The 13,205-nt window shown below is 68.2% G+C and carries 14 protein-coding genes and 1 riboswitch; of the genes, 6 read left to right on the top strand and 8 right to left on the bottom strand.

The features are described from left to right. Window positions 1–103: 103 nt before the first annotated feature. The 3 genes from AC07SQ_RS19980 to AC07SQ_RS19970 all read left to right on the top strand — a co-directional run bounded on the left by AC07SQ_RS19980 (window position 104) and on the right by AC07SQ_RS19970 (window position 3,308). Entirely contained in the window at window positions 104–1,459 is a 1,356-nt protein-coding gene (locus AC07SQ_RS19980) for a M20/M25/M40 family metallo-hydrolase (protein WP_495272621.1), read from the top strand. Between the two features lie 100 nt (window positions 1,460–1,559). Beyond that, complete coding sequence (locus tag AC07SQ_RS19975) at window positions 1,560–2,024, top strand: YidB family protein (protein WP_095948391.1); 465 nt, start codon at window positions 1,560–1,562, stop codon at window positions 2,022–2,024. 105 nt (window positions 2,025–2,129) lie between these two features. Further along, entirely contained in the window at window positions 2,130–3,308 is a 1,179-nt protein-coding gene (locus AC07SQ_RS19970) for an MFS transporter (RefSeq protein ID WP_495272620.1), read from the top strand. Window positions 3,309–3,311: 3 nt separating this feature from the next. Here AC07SQ_RS19970 and AC07SQ_RS19965 read toward each other — a convergent pair whose 3' ends face one another. Then, complete coding sequence (locus AC07SQ_RS19965) at window positions 3,312–4,187, bottom strand: alpha/beta hydrolase (RefSeq protein ID WP_495272619.1); 876 nt, start codon at window positions 4,185–4,187, stop codon at window positions 3,312–3,314. A gap of 73 nt (window positions 4,188–4,260) precedes the next feature. Continuing rightward, window positions 4,261–5,772, bottom strand: coding sequence for a M20 family metallopeptidase (locus tag AC07SQ_RS19960; protein WP_139702948.1), 1,512 nt, complete (start codon window positions 5,770–5,772; stop codon window positions 4,261–4,263). A gap of 92 nt (window positions 5,773–5,864) precedes the next feature. On the opposite strand from AC07SQ_RS19960, the gene AC07SQ_RS19955 reads away from it, so the two are divergent. Beyond that, on the top strand, window positions 5,865–6,719 hold the full coding sequence (locus tag AC07SQ_RS19955) for a DUF72 domain-containing protein (protein WP_240531253.1): 855 nt from the start codon (window positions 5,865–5,867) through the stop codon (window positions 6,717–6,719). A gap of 30 nt (window positions 6,720–6,749) precedes the next feature. On the opposite strand, the gene AC07SQ_RS19950 is transcribed toward AC07SQ_RS19955, so the two are convergent. Further along, window positions 6,750–7,262, bottom strand: coding sequence for a bactofilin family protein (locus AC07SQ_RS19950; RefSeq protein ID WP_095948395.1), 513 nt, complete (start codon window positions 7,260–7,262; stop codon window positions 6,750–6,752). A gap of 115 nt (window positions 7,263–7,377) precedes the next feature. Between AC07SQ_RS19950 and AC07SQ_RS19945 the strand changes: the two genes are divergently transcribed. Next, entirely contained in the window at window positions 7,378–8,310 is a 933-nt protein-coding gene (locus AC07SQ_RS19945) for an ion transporter (RefSeq protein ID WP_070063355.1), read from the top strand. Here AC07SQ_RS19945 and AC07SQ_RS19940 read toward each other — a convergent pair. From AC07SQ_RS19940 to AC07SQ_RS19925, 4 genes are all read right to left on the bottom strand, one after another. Continuing rightward, a complete protein-coding gene (locus AC07SQ_RS19940) occupies window positions 8,255–8,842 on the bottom strand; it encodes an IMPACT family protein (protein ID WP_095747369.1) in 588 nt (195 codons plus the stop codon). The genes AC07SQ_RS19945 and AC07SQ_RS19940 overlap by 56 nt on opposite strands. A 37-nt stretch (window positions 8,843–8,879) precedes the next feature. Further along, window positions 8,880–9,467 carry a methionine biosynthesis protein MetW gene (gene metW, locus AC07SQ_RS19935; protein ID WP_070063357.1) on the bottom strand — a complete coding sequence of 196 codons (588 nt, stop codon included), beginning with the start codon at window positions 9,465–9,467 and terminating at the stop codon, window positions 8,880–8,882. After that, window positions 9,464–10,621: a homoserine O-succinyltransferase MetX gene (gene metX / locus AC07SQ_RS19930; RefSeq protein ID WP_070063358.1), complete on the bottom strand. Its 1,158-nt coding sequence runs from the start codon at window positions 10,619–10,621 to the stop codon at window positions 9,464–9,466. Before metX ends, metW begins: the two co-directional genes overlap by 4 nt. A gap of 127 nt (window positions 10,622–10,748) precedes the next feature. Further along, complete coding sequence (locus tag AC07SQ_RS19925) at window positions 10,749–11,312, bottom strand: TMEM165/GDT1 family protein (RefSeq protein WP_095747370.1); 564 nt, start codon at window positions 11,310–11,312, stop codon at window positions 10,749–10,751. A gap of 9 nt (window positions 11,313–11,321) precedes the next feature. Then, window positions 11,322–11,508: riboswitch (yybP-ykoY riboswitch) on the bottom strand. 259 nt (window positions 11,509–11,767) lie between these two features. Here AC07SQ_RS19925 and rbp point away from each other — a divergent pair. After that, window positions 11,768–12,304, top strand: a complete 537-nt coding sequence (rbp, locus tag AC07SQ_RS19920; RefSeq protein ID WP_070063360.1) for an RNA-binding regulator — start codon at window positions 11,768–11,770, stop codon at window positions 12,302–12,304. Window positions 12,305–12,413: 109 nt separating this feature from the next. Here the strand turns inward: rbp and AC07SQ_RS19915 are convergent, their stop codons facing one another. Next, window positions 12,414–13,199, bottom strand: coding sequence for an SDR family oxidoreductase (locus tag AC07SQ_RS19915; protein WP_495272618.1), 786 nt, complete (start codon window positions 13,197–13,199; stop codon window positions 12,414–12,416). Window positions 13,200–13,205 lie beyond the last annotated feature (6 nt).

The raw sequence follows: 13,205 nt of genomic DNA, 5'->3' as shown, positions 1-13,205 counted from the left end.
CGGTTCGGGGGGTGTTTTCCGCGAGGCGCACACCGGGCGCCTGCGGAACAATGGCCGCTTCCTTTTCCTTGTTCAATCCGCCTCCCGGAAGGACCGCTCCCTCATGCCTCGTTCATCCCGCGCGTTTCGTCTCGCCCCTCTCGTTCTGGCCGCGCTGTGCGCCATGCCCGTCGTCCACGCCCAGAGCCAGGCTGTCGCGCCCACGCCGGCGCAGGTCAGCCCCGCGGTCGACCAGGCCTACACCCAGCTCATGGCGTCGCCCGCCATCCGCAAGCTGCTGGAATCGGTCAAGGCTGACCACGAACGCACGGTCGAAGAACTGAAGACGCTGACCGAGATCGAGGCGCCGCCCTTCAAGGAACAGAAGCGCGCCGAAGCCTTCCTGGCGCGCCTGAAGGCACTCGGCCTGCCCGACGCGAAGATCGACGCCGAAGGCAACGTGACCGGCCTGCGCAAGGGCACGGGCAACGGCCCCAAGCTTCTCATTTCAGCGCACCTGGACACGGTCTTTCCGGCGGGCACCGACGTCAAGGTGAAGGAGCGCGACGGCAAGCTCTTCGCGCCCGGCATCGGCGACGACACGCGCGGCCTGTCGGTGCTGCTGTCATGGCTCAAGGTGCTCAACGACAACAAGATCCAGACCGTGGGCGATCTGATGATCGTCGCCAACGTCGGCGAGGAAGAGCTGGGCAACCTGCGCGGCATGAAGGCCATCTTCCGCGACCACCTGGACATCGACGGCATGGTTGGCCTGGAGCCCTCGCCCGACGGCCATGTGCTGGTGCTCGGCACCGCGAGCCACCGCTACGAAGTGACGTTCAAGGGCCCGGGCGGCCACAGCTTCGGCGCCTTCGGACAGGTGCCCAGCGCGATCCACGGCATGGGCCGCGCCATCGCCAAGATCGCCGAGGTACGCACGCCCAGCTTCCCCAAGACCACCTTCACCGTCGGCACCGTCGGCGGCGGCACCTCGGTGAACACCATCGCGCCCGATGCGCGCATGGCCATCGACATCCGCTCGGACGACATGGCCTCGCTGCTCGAGACCGAGAAGAAGATCCTCGCCACGCTCGACGAGGCCGTGGCGGAAGAGAACAAGCGCTGGAACGTGAGCAGCCTGAGCGTGAGCACCAAGCTCATCGGCGACCGCCCGGGTGGCCGCACGGCGCCCGACTCGGTGATCGTCGAGGCCGCCACACGTGCCAACAGTGCTTTCGGCCACAAGACGCTGCTGCGCGGCGGCAGCACGGATGCGAACGTTCCCATTTCGCTGGGCATCCCGGCCATCATCATCGGCGGCGGCGGCAAGTCGGGCGGATTCCACTCGCTGGCCGAGTCGATTGACGTGACAGATGCATGGAAAGGCGCGCAGAATTCGCTCGTCACCGTGCTCGGTCTGGTCGGCGTGCAGGGCGTCAGCCCCGCGCTCCTGCCGAAACGCGCAGCACGCAGCAAGTAATTTGTCACGTTGCCAGTTCGAAAGTGGCCGCGCCACTTTCGGCAAGCGGGTCGCCACATTGGAAAATGTGAGCGTTTCTGTCACACACCAAGGAATGGTCATGGGGTTGCTCGATTCGGTACTCGGTCAGGTGCTAGGAGGCGCTGCACAGCAGCAGCAACCGCAAGGCGGTGGCCTCGGGGGATTGGGAGATCTCGGAAGCCTCGCCGGCGCCCTGGGCGGCCTGCTTGCCAACAACGGCGGGCAGGGCGGCCTCGGCGGCATGGTCTCGAAATTCGAGCAGGCGGGCATGGGCGACGTGATCGGCTCGTGGATCGGCAACGGTGAAAACAAGCCGGTGTCGGGCGATCAGCTGCAGAACGCGCTGGGCGGCGACACGATCGCCGCCATCGCTTCCAAACTCGGCATCAACGCACAAATGCTGCTGCCGATGCTGGCCACCATGCTGCCGGCCCTCATCAACCAGCTCACGCCGCAGGGCAAGGTGCCCGAGCAAGGCCTCGGCAACCAGGACGACCTGCTGGGCTCGCTCAGCGGTCTGCTGCAAGGCAACAAGCCGACCTGACCTGCCACCCGGCGAATTTCATTCTCAGAATTCCGGCGCCCGCGAGGGCGCTTTTTTTTGGCCGGCGCCTTGCCTTCGCCGCCCAATCGCGTAGAACCGCGCCCCATGAATCGCAATCTGTGGCTCCTGGCCATCTGCCAGGGCCTGCTCCTGACCAACAACGTCACCTTCATCGCCATCAACGGTCTCGTGGGCCTGGGCATCGCGCCGCAGGGCTGGATGGCCACGCTGCCGGTGATGGGCTACGTGGTGGGCGGGGCGTTGAGCACGGGACTGGTGGCGCGCACACAGCAGCGCTTCGGCCGCCGCGGTTCGTTCCAGATCGGGCTGGCGGTGGCGGTCGGCTCGGCGCTGCTGTGCGCCTACGCGGCGTTCTCGAAGAACTTCTGGCTGCTGTGCTTCGCCACCCTGGTCGCCGGCTACTACAACGCCAACGCCGGGCTCTACCGTTTCGCGGCGGCCGAGCTGGCACTGCCGGCCTGGCGCGAGAAGGCCGTGTCGATGGTGATGGCCGGCGGCCTGATCGGCGCGGTGGCGGGGCCGAACCTGGCGACCTTCACGCGCGAGGCGCTCTCCGTGCCCTTCGCCGGCGCCTACATCGCGCTGGCGGCGGTGGCACTGCTCTCGATGGCGGTGATGCATTTCATCGAATTCCCGCCCTCGCCGACTCGCAAGGAAGCCGGCGGCGGCAGGCCGCTGGGCGAGATCATGCGCCAGCCCGTGTTCATCGTGTCGGCCGCTGCGGGCGCGCTGAGCTACGGCGTGATGAACCTGCTGATGGCCGCCACGCCCATCGCAATGCAGATCTGCAGCCTGCCGTTTTCCGACGCGGCGCGGGTGCTTGAGTGGCACGTGATCGGCATGTTCGCGCCGGGCTTCTTCACCGGCCACCTGATCCGCCGCTTCGGCGCGCTGCCGGTGATGGGGGTGGGGCTGGCGCTCAACCTCGGCTGCATCGTGGTGGCGCTGTCGGGCGTGGACCTGCACCACTTCCTGGTGGCACTGTTCCTGCTCGGCGTGGGCTGGAATTTCCTGTTCACCGGCAGCACGACGCTGTCGCTCACGGCCTACACGGCCGAGGAGCGCGACCGGGCCCAGGGCGCGCTCAACTTCTGCGTGTTCGCGACGCTGGCGCTGACCTCGTTCGCCTCGGGCGTGCTCGTGACCACGCAGGGCTGGCAGCTGTTGAACTACGGCTCGCTGGTGCCGGTGGCCCTGACCGGCGCCGCGCTGCTCTGGCTCGCGCAGACGCAACGCCGGCGCGCGCCGGTGGCCAAGGCCTGAGCCTCAGGCCACGGGCGCGGGAACAGCCGCCGCCGGAAACCGCCGGTCGAGCCAGCGCTGCAGCGTGTCGAACACGGGCTCCGCATCGAGCTCGTTGAAGAGCTCGTGGTACAGCGCGTCGAAGCACTTCGCCTCGACGTTGCCGCTGGGCGCAGCGGCCGCCGCGAAGGCGCGGCTGGCGGCCGGCCGCACGAGCCGGTCGTCGCCCGCGTAGATCAGCAGCGTGGGCACCGGCCAGCGCGCCGCGTGCTGCTGCACCGTGGCGCCTTCGTACGCGAGGAAACGCGCCAGCCGGCTGCCGATGCGGTCGTGCGTGAGCGGATCGTCGCGGTAGGCCTGCACCACCACCGGGTCGTGCGAGAGGTAGTTGTCGTCGAGCCCGTTGCCCACGCGCAGGTTGGGCGCGATGCGCGGCAGCACCGCCAGCAGCATCTTCTGGAAACCGTTCAGCCCCGGATCGAGCCCCGGCGACGAGAGCACCAGCGCATCGACCTGCCGCACGCCGCGCGCCACCAGGCTCGCGGCGACCAGGCCACCCAGGCTGTGGCCCAGCAGCACCAGCGGCACGCCGGGGTTCTCGCGGCGCGCATCGTCGATCACCAGCGCCAGGTCGTCGACCAGCCGCAGCTCGCTGGGCAGGCCGCCGCGCGCGCCGGTGGATTCGCCGTGCCCGTGATGGTCGTGCGCCCAGACCGCGAAGCCCCAGCCGTGCAGCTGCTTGGCCAGGCCGTGGTAGCGCCCCGCGTGCTCGCCCAGCCCGTGCACCACGACCACCACGGCGCGGGGCGTGCCCGCGGCGGGCAGCCGCCGCAGCGCCAGCGTCTCGCCATCCGGCGTAGACAGCGACACGCGGTGTGGCAAGGGCAGCGCGTCGCTCATGGGTGCACCCTTGGCGCTGCGCGCCTTCCCGCCAGGCGGGAGCGAGCTTGCTTGGGGCGGCCCGGCGCGGCGCTCAAGCCGCCACCGGCTCCGCAGCCGCAGCGCGGTGCGCGACGGGCAGGGCGGCGATGACCTCGGCCACGGCGGCCGTCAGCTTCTTGGCGTAGGGCACGTGCAGGAACTCGTTGGGGCCGTGCGCGTTGCTCTTCGGGCCCAGCACGCCGCAGACCATCATCTGCGCGGTCGGGAAGCCGGCGCTCAGCATGTTCATCAGCGGGATCGTGCCGCCCTGGCCGATGTAGCCGCAGGAGGCGCCGAAGTGCGCGCGCGAGGCCTTGTTGAGCGCGTCCTCGAACCACGGCGTGATGGTGGGCGCGTTCCAGCCAGTGGCGCCGCCGCCGCTCTCGAAGGTGACGCGTGCCTGGTAGGGCGCGTTGTCCTCGAGCAGGGCCTTGAGCTTTTGCACCGTCTCGGCCGCATCGACCAGCGGCGGCAGGCGCAGCGAGAGCTTGAAGGCGGTGTAGGGACGCAGCACGTTGCCCGCGTCCTTCAGGGCCGGGAAGCCTTCGGCGCCGGTGACCGACAGCGTGGGCTTCCAGGTGCGGTTGAGCAGCGCCTCGACCGGGTCGGTGGTGGTCGGCAGCGCGAACATGGTCGAGCCGCCGCAGTCGTAGTGCGCCCACGGGAAGCGCTTGTAGACCTCGTCGCCGAGGATGGCGGCGGTGGCCTTGGCCTGCGCCAGCCGGTCGGCCGGCACTTCGCAGTGGAAGCTGGCGGGCAGCAGGCGGCCGGTGGCGCTGTCTTCGAGGCGATCGAGCACCTGCCGCATGATGCGAAAGCTCGAGGGCACGAGGCCCGAGGCGTCGCCCGAGTGGATGCCCTCAGTCAGCACCTCGACCTTGAGCGTGCCGCTGGCCATGCCGCGCAGCGAGGTCGTGAGCCACAGCTGGTCGTAGTTGCCGGCGCCCGAATCCAGGCAGATCACCAGCTCGACCTCGCCCAGGCGCGGACGCAGCGCGTCGACGTAGGGCAGCAGGTCGTAGGAGCCGCTTTCCTCGCAGGTCTCGATGAGGCCGACGATGCGCGGGTGCGCCACGCCCTGGGCCTTGAGCGCCTGCAGCGCGGCCACGCTGGCGTACACCGCGTAGCCGTCGTCGGCGCCGCCGCGGCCGTAGAGCAGCCCGTTCTCGTACTTGGGCGTCCACGGGCCGAGGTCGTTGCGCCAGCCGGTGAACTCGGGTTGCTTGTCGAGGTGGCCGTACATGAGCACGGTCTCGGCCATGTTCGTGCCGGTGGCCGGCACTTCGAAGAACAGCACCGGCGTGCGGCCTTCCAGGCGCACGATCTCCAGCTTCAGGCCTTCGACCTTCTGCGCCTCGACCCAGGCCGCGGCGTTGCGCAGCACGGTCTCCAGGTAGCCGTTGGCCGACCAGTCCTTGTCGAAGCCGGGCGACTTGGCGGGGATGGCGATGTAGTCAGTGAGTTGCTTGACGATGTCGCCGTCCCATCGGGCAGTGACATCAGAGAGGGCGCGCGTCGCGTCGAGCGTGCCGGCGGGCATTTCACGGTGCAGGGGGGCGTTCATCGGGGGATTCTCCGCGGGGACGAAAAAACGCATTTTGCGCCTCGCGGCGAGCGCGCGTAGAGTGCGGGCGATCTCAAAACCCGGAGCGCAATGTGAGCAAGGCAACATCGACGCGGATCAAGGTGGGGATCGGCGGCTGGACCTACGAGCCCTGGCGCGACAACTTCTACCCCAAGGGCCTGGCCCATGCGAAGGAGCTGAACCACGCCAGCCGGCAGGTCAGCGCCATCGAGATCAACGGCACCTACTACAGCACCTTCAAGCCCGAGACCTTCCGCAAGTGGCGCGACGACACGCCCGACGACTTCGTGTTCTCGATGAAGGCCTCGCGCTTCACCACCAACCGCAAGGTGCTGGCGACTGCGGGCGAGTCGATCCAGCGCTTCATCGACAGCGGCGTGGCCGAGCTGGGCGACAAGCTCGGGCCGATCGTCTGGCAGTTCATGCCGACCAAGCAGTTCGATGCGGAAGACTTCGAGGCGTTTCTGGAGCTGCTGCCGAAGAAGGAAGGCAGCCGCGTGCTGCGCCACGTGATGGACGTGCGCCACGAGAGCTTCATCACGCCCGCCTACAAGGCGCTCGCGAAGAAGCACAAGGTGTCGACCGTGTTCACCGACGCCGACAAGTTTCCATCGTTCGAGGAGCCCGAAGGCGACGTCGCCTATGCGCGGCTCATGATGGCCGACGCGTCGCTCGCGACCGGCTACGCGCCCAAGGCGCTGGACACCTGGGCCGCGCGCGCGCAAGGCTGGACCACGACGCCGAAGGCGCGCGACGTGTTCGTGTATTTCATCAACGGCGCCAAGGAGAGAGCACCGGCCGCGGCCGGTGCCTTGCTGCAGCGCCTGGGGTGGGCGCCGCCGGCTGCAGACGCAGCAATGGCCGCCGCCGCGGACAAGCCGAAGCCGGCGGCCAAGAAGGCCCCACCGAAAAAGAAAGCGCCCTGACCGATCGTCAGACCGGGCGCGTCAGGTGCCTCAGGCGGCGGCCTGCAGCGACGGCTTGGCGCCGAAGCTGATTTCGCCCGACAGCTGGCCGCCTTCTTCGATCACGATCTTGCCGTAGCGGATCTTGCCGGTGACCTTGCCGGTCGAGTGGATGACGAGCTTCTCGCGCACGGTGAGGTTGCCGTCGAACACGCCGCGGATCTCGGCGATGTCGATCTCGGCCGAGCCCTTGAACTCGCCCTGTTCGGCGATCTGCATCAGGCGCGAATCCATCGTCGCCTCGACCAGGCCTTCGACCACGAGCGTGTCGCAGTCGGTGATCTCGACGCCCTTGAGCTTGATGTTCGGGCCGACGGTGAGCTTGCTGCCGCCTTCCTTGACGGGCGCAGCCGCCGGGGCCAAGCCGGCCTGTGCGGTCAACGAGGAGGGATTGACGGGAGTGCCCGAGAGATTGGTGCCCGAACCAACCAGCGGTGCGGGACGGGACGTCAGCGAGTCGGTGTCACGATCACGCTTGCCGAAAAAGGGGGACTGTGTGGCCAATGGGGAGCTCCTCAAGAAAGGGGACTATCGTAAGAACGCACTCACGGCATGCGGCACTTCATTGCGCAATAAGCGTAACTGAATAAGTCGCCCGAGGCCCCTGACAATGCCCCGCATGACCCGCCTGATCCGACCGAACATCGAAGCCCTGTCCACGCCCGCCGCCACCGACTCGCGGTTCGACAAGCCCGCGCGCGGCTGGCGGCGCACGCTGTTCACCGTGATCTTCGAAGCCGACACCCCCGCCGGCCTGTGGTTCGACCTGACGCTGATCGCGGTGATCGTGACCAGCGTGCTGGTCGTCATCCTGGACAGCGTGCAGTCGATCCGCGACCAGTGGCGCCCACTGTTCAATGCCCTCGAATGGGTGTTCACGATTCTCTTCACGCTGGAGTACATCGCGCGGCTGTGCTGCGTGAACAAGCCGCTGCGCTACGCGCTGAGCTTCTACGGCGTGATCGACCTGCTCGCGCTGCTGCCGACCTTTCTCGTGGCCTTCGCGCCCGAGCTGGCGTACCTGATCGACGTGCGCATCCTGCGGCTGTTGCGCGTGTTCCGCATCTTCAAGCTATCGCGCTATTCGGTGGAGTACCGCGCGCTGGTGTCGGCGGTGGCATCGAGCCGCCGGAAGATCACGGTGTTCGTGGGCTTCGTGATGCTGGTGGTGCTGGTGATGGGCACGCTGATGTACGTGGTCGAGGGCCCGACGCACGGCTTCACCAGCATTCCGGTGGCGATCTACTGGGCGATTTCCACCATGGCCACGGTCGGCTTCGGCGACCTCGTGCCCAAGACCGACCTGGGCCGCGCGATCGCCTCGGTGATGATGCTGCTGGGCTGGGGCGTGCTGGCCGTGCCCACCGGCATCGTCACGGCCGAGATGACGCGGCGCGGCGTCGACGACGACCTGGCGGAGCCGATCGCGCTCGCCTCGCGTGGCGTGCTCGCGCTGGCGGCAGAGCCGACGCCAGGCAAGGCGCCGGCGAAGCGGCTCACGCCGTCGGCCAGACGACGCGCCCTTGCGCAGCATCGTCGAGGCGCGCGATGAAGGCATCGGCCTCGGGTGCGGGGAGCGCGAAGGCAAAGCGCACGTCGTCGCCGTGCTGCACGTCTTCGAGCACCGCGCCGATGGCGGCCAGCTCGCGCCGCACCAGCCCCTCGAGCGCGTAGGGCACGGCGCACTGCAGGTGGCGCTGGCGCACGAGCGGCACCAGCGTGGCGCCGAGCAGGGCCTGCGCCACGGCGTCGGTGTAGGCCCGCACGAGGCCGCCGGCGCCGAGCTTCACGCCGCCGAAGTAGCGCACCACGGTGGCGAGCGCGCCTTCCACCTGCTGGTGGCGCAGCACCTCGAGCATCGGGCGACCGGCCGTGCCGCCGGGCTCGCCGTCGTCGTTCGCGGCCGACTGGCCGCCGGCCATCAGGGCCCAGCACACGTGCGCGGCGCCCGGGTGTTCGGCGCGCAGCGAGGCGACCACCGCCAGCGCGGCCGCGCGGTCGGGCACCGGTTGCACGCAGCCGATGAAGCGGCTTTTCTTGATGAGCAGGTCGCTGTGAACCGGCTGCGCGAGCGTGAAGCTCATTCCGACCCGATGTCCGTGCGGTGCAGGGGCGGCGTGCTCAGCCGCCCCGCTCGAACTTGAACACCGCCGTGCTGGCGCGCGCGTTGGGCAGCCAGCGCACGTCGCGCCCGTTCTGCAGGCCGAAGGCGTCGAGCACGCGCAGGTTGTTCTTGCCGGCCAGCACCTCGAAGTCCTTGTAGGTGCCGACGCGGATGTTGGGCGTGTCGTACCACTGGTAGGGCAGGCGGCGCGTCACGGGCATGCGCCCGCGCGCCACGCTCAGGCGGTTGGGCCAGTGCGCAAAATTGGGAAAGGCGACGATGCCGAAGCGGCCCACGCGCGCGGTCTCGCGCAGCATGACCTCGGCATTGCGCAGGTGCTGCAGCGTGTCGATCTGCAGCACCACGTCGAAGGTGGCGTCGTCGAACATCGCCAGGCCTTCGTCGAGGTTGAGCTGGATCACGTCGACGCCGCGGCGGATGCACTGCAGCACGTTGCCGTCCGCGATCTCCACGCCGTAGCCGGTGCAGCCGCGCTCGCGCTGAAGCAGGTCGAGCAGGGCGCCGTCGCCGCAGCCCAGGTCGAGCACGCGCGAGCCTTGGGGCACAAGCTGTGCAATCAGTCGTTGGTGTGCAAGGTCGCTCATTGGAATTCCTTGGCGACGCGTTCGAAGTACGAGCGCACCACGCCCATGTAGCGCACGTCGTCGAGCAGGAAGGCGTCGTGGCCGTGCGGCGCGTCGATCTCGGCGTAGCTCACGTTGCGGCGGTTGTCGAGCAGCGCCTTCACGATCTCGCGGCTGCGCGCGGGCGAGAAGCGCCAGTCGGTCTTGAAGCTCACGAGCAGGAACTTGGCCGTGGCCTGCGCGAGCGCGGTGCTGAGCTGGCCGCCGTGGTGGCGCGCAGGGTCGAAGTAGTCGAGCGCGCGGGTGATCAGCAGGTAGGTGTTGGCGTCGAAGTACTCGCTGAACTTATCGCCCTGGTAGCGCAGGTAGCTCTCGATCTGGAACTCGATGTCCTGCGTGGAATAGCGGTAGTCGAGCCCCGCCACCTCGCCCTCGACGGCGCTGCGCAGGATGCGCCCGAACTTGGCGTTCATCACGTCGTCGCTCAGGTAGGTGATGTGGCCGATCATGCGGGCGATGCGCAGGCCGCGCTTGGGCACCACGCCGTATTCGTAGAAGTGGCCGCCGTGGAAGTCGGGGTCGGTCACGATGGCGCGGCGCGCCACCTCGTTGAAGGCGATGTTCTCGGCCGTGAGGTTGGGCGCGCTGGCCACCACCACGGCGTGCCGCACGCGGTCGGGGTACTGCAGCGTCCACGACAGCGCCTGCATGCCGCCGAGGCTGCCGCCCATCACGGCCGCGAGCGTGCGGATGCCCAGCGCGTCGAGCAGCGCGGCCTGGGCGTCGACCCAGTCTTCGACCGTGACCACCGGGAAGTCGGCGCCGTAGACGCGGCCGTTGGCGGGGTTCACGTGCATCGGCCCGGTCGAGCCGAAGCAGGAGCCGAGGTTGTTGACGCCGATCACGAAGAAGCGGTCGGTGTCCAGCGGCTTGCCCGGGCCCACCATGTTGTCCCACCAGCCCTCGGAGCGGGCCTGGCCCTCGTACACGCCCGCGACGTGGTGCGAGGCGTTGAGCGCATGGCACACCAGCACCGCATTGCTGCGCTCGGCGTTGAGGGTGCCGTAGGTTTCGTAGGCGAGCGTGTAGCCGCTGATCGAGGCGCCGCTGCGCAGGGCCAGCGGGCCTGCGAACTGCATCGACTGCGGGGTGACGACCAAAGGTGACGACGACATGAATGAAAAAACCCGGCCTCGCCAAAAACGAGCCGGGTTCGGCAGCCGTCTTTAGCAGAATTTATAAAGCGCCCGCAAGCTGAAGCAAATCGGCGCAGGGCAAGTATAGCCCCGTGACTTTTTCCTGCTACCAGCCGACGATCATCACGACGCCCAGCACCAGGAAGATCGCCGCCGAGATGCCGTGCACGAGCTTGATCGGCACACGCCGCACGATCTTGTCGCCCAGCCACACCACCGGCGCATTGGCCAGCATCATGCCCAGCGTGGTGCCGACGACGACCCAGGCGTAGTCCTGCGTGAAGCGGGCGGCCAGCATGACGGTGGCGATCTGGGTCTTGTCGCCCATCTCGGCCAGGAAGAAGGCGATCACGGTGGTGCCGAAGACGCCGAACTTCGAGACGCCGGGGGCATCGTCTTCATCGAGCTTGTCGGGAATCAGCATCCAGACGGCCATCGCGATGAACGAGCCGCCCAGGATCCAGCGCAGCACCTCGGGGCCGAGCCAGCGCGTGATGTAGTTGCCGACCGCGCCGGCCAGCGCGTGGTTGATGACCGTGGCGACGAAGATGCCGAGCACGATCGGCCAGGGTTTCCTGAAGCGCGCGGCCAGCAAAAGGGCCAGGAGTTGGGTCTTGTCGCCCATTTCGGCGAGCGCGACCACGCCCGTTGCAACGAGAAAAGCTTCCATGATGGATGTGGGGTTCCTTGGGCCGAAGGACGCAATTGACCGCACAACACCTTCGGCCATATTCCCGAAGTTGTGCGGTCAAAGGTCTCGCCAGGTGTGTTCACTGCACGCGCCATGTCCTCGTGGGGCAAGGACAAGTCTGTTGACGCGGGCCCTTCTCGTATGCGGAAGGCGGCTACTCCCCAATGACCGGCGAATTGTAGCCGCATCGTCAATTCCCCCGGCCCAAACAGGTAGGCGTGCGCTAACTTCTACTAGTTTCGAAAGGTGCTACCTCAAGACGCAAATTCCTGCTTGCTTTTTTGATATTTCACCCATAATGCACGAGCATCCCTCTTGATTTTGGGCGGGAGCAATTCGGTGATCGGTCAGTTTCGCGCGGCTCGGCGGCTCTCGTTTGAGTGATGCTTTCGGGACTCCATCGCTTTTCTTGATGTGTTTATAGGAGTCCCTTGATGGGCAACAAACTCTACGTCGGCAACCTGCCTTACTCGGTGCGCGACGGTGATCTCGAGCAGGCCTTCGGCCAGTTCGGCGCAGTGACCAGCGCCAAGGTCATGATGGAGCGCGACACGGGTCGCTCGAAGGGCTTCGGCTTCGTCGAGATGGGCAGTGACGCGGAAGCACAGGCCGCCATCAACGGCATGAACGGCCAACCCCTGGGCGGCCGCAGCGTGGTCGTCAACGAAGCACGTCCCATGGAAGCACGTCCCCCCCGCAGCGGTGGCGGCGGCTACGGCGGCGGCGGTGGTGGTTATGGCGGCGGTGGTGGCGGTGGCTACGGCGGCGGCGGTGGTGGCGGCTACGGTGGTGGCGGCGGTGGCCGTTCCGGCGGTGGCGGCGGCTACGGCGGCGGTGGTGGTCGTTCGGGTGGCGGCGGCGGTGGTGGCGATGGCGGTTTCCGCAGCCCCTACGGCGCAGGTCCCCGTGGCGGCGGCGGTGGTCGCAGCGGCGGTGGCGGCTACGGCGGCGGCGGCAACGGTGGGTACTGAACCCCGTTCACTCCTTCGCATGCCTCACGGCACACAAACACAAAAGGCTCCCTCGGGAGCCTTTTTCTTTGCCTGCGCGCTGTGCCCGCTATGCAATCGGCGATGAAGCTCAGGCTTCGCCGCTGCGCTTCTTGCGCGCCCGGCCCTGCACCGCGCGGTCGAGCACGGCATTGGGCAGCAGGCGCATGACCTTGGCGACCACGCCCATCTGCCACGGAATCACGCGGTAGCTCGTGCCGGCCTCGATGGCGCGCAGCGCCTGGGCTGCGAAATCCTCGGGCTGCATGAGAAAGGGCATGCCGTAGCGGTTGCCTTGCGTCAGCGGCGTGTCGATGTAGCCCGGGCAGAGCGTGACGACCTTCACCCCGCTGTTGTGCAGTTCCCCGCGCAGGCTCTCGCAGTACGCGACCACGCCCGCCTTGCTCGCGCAGTAGGCGCCGTGCCCCGGCAGCCCGCGGATGGCGGCGACGCTGCCGATGCCCACGAGCCGCCCGCTGCCGCGCTGCACCATGGCCTGCACGAAGGGATGAAAGGTGGCGGCCAGCCCCACGTTGTTGACGGCGAAGGTGCGCGCCAGCACGTCGAGGTCCGAGCGCTCGGCCGTGTCGATGCCGATGCTGATGCCGGCGTTGGCGATCACCACGTCGGGCACGCCCTGGCGCGCGATGCAGTCGGTGCCGGCGGCCACGATGCTGTCGGTGTCGGCCACGTCGGCGCCGTAGACCTGGTAGCGGCCCGCGTCCAGTTGGCGGCCCGCCGCCCAGGTGTCGATCTCGCCCGTGCGCCGCGCGACCAGTGCCAGCCGGTAGCCTGCGTCGTAGAAACACGCGGCCAAAGCCTGACCGATGCCGCTGGAGGCGCCAGTGATGAAGACGAGCGGTGCGGCGGTGGTCATGCGTGG

This window comes from Variovorax sp. GW821-FHT06D12 (assembly GCF_059419205.1).
This window is presented reverse-complemented; position numbering and strand designations above follow the sequence as displayed.

What these genes read in the sequence shown, in the direction of transcription:
- AC07SQ_RS19980 (WP_495272621.1), top strand. Translation starts at nt 104, where the DNA reads ATGCCTCGTTCATCCCGCGCGTTTCGTCTCGCCCCTCTCGTTCTGGCC.
- AC07SQ_RS19975 (WP_095948391.1), top strand. Translation starts at nt 1,560, where the DNA reads ATGGGGTTGCTCGATTCGGTACTCGGTCAGGTGCTAGGAGGCGCTGCA.
- AC07SQ_RS19970 (WP_495272620.1), top strand. Translation starts at nt 2,130, where the DNA reads ATGAATCGCAATCTGTGGCTCCTGGCCATCTGCCAGGGCCTGCTCCTG.
- AC07SQ_RS19965 (WP_495272619.1), bottom strand. Translation starts at nt 4,187, where the DNA reads ATGAGCGACGCGCTGCCCTTGCCACACCGCGTGTCGCTGTCTACGCCG.
- AC07SQ_RS19960 (WP_139702948.1), bottom strand. Translation starts at nt 5,772, where the DNA reads ATGAACGCCCCCCTGCACCGTGAAATGCCCGCCGGCACGCTCGACGCG.
- AC07SQ_RS19945 (WP_070063355.1), top strand. Translation starts at nt 7,378, where the DNA reads ATGACCCGCCTGATCCGACCGAACATCGAAGCCCTGTCCACGCCCGCC.
- AC07SQ_RS19940 (WP_095747369.1), bottom strand. Translation starts at nt 8,842, where the DNA reads ATGAGCTTCACGCTCGCGCAGCCGGTTCACAGCGACCTGCTCATCAAG.
- metW (WP_070063357.1), bottom strand. Translation starts at nt 9,467, where the DNA reads ATGAGCGACCTTGCACACCAACGACTGATTGCACAGCTTGTGCCCCAA.
- metX (WP_070063358.1), bottom strand. Translation starts at nt 10,621, where the DNA reads ATGTCGTCGTCACCTTTGGTCGTCACCCCGCAGTCGATGCAGTTCGCA.
- AC07SQ_RS19925 (WP_095747370.1), bottom strand. Translation starts at nt 11,312, where the DNA reads ATGGAAGCTTTTCTCGTTGCAACGGGCGTGGTCGCGCTCGCCGAAATG.
- rbp (WP_070063360.1), top strand. Translation starts at nt 11,768, where the DNA reads ATGGGCAACAAACTCTACGTCGGCAACCTGCCTTACTCGGTGCGCGAC.
- AC07SQ_RS19915 (WP_495272618.1), bottom strand. Translation starts at nt 13,199, where the DNA reads ATGACCACCGCCGCACCGCTCGTCTTCATCACTGGCGCCTCCAGCGGC.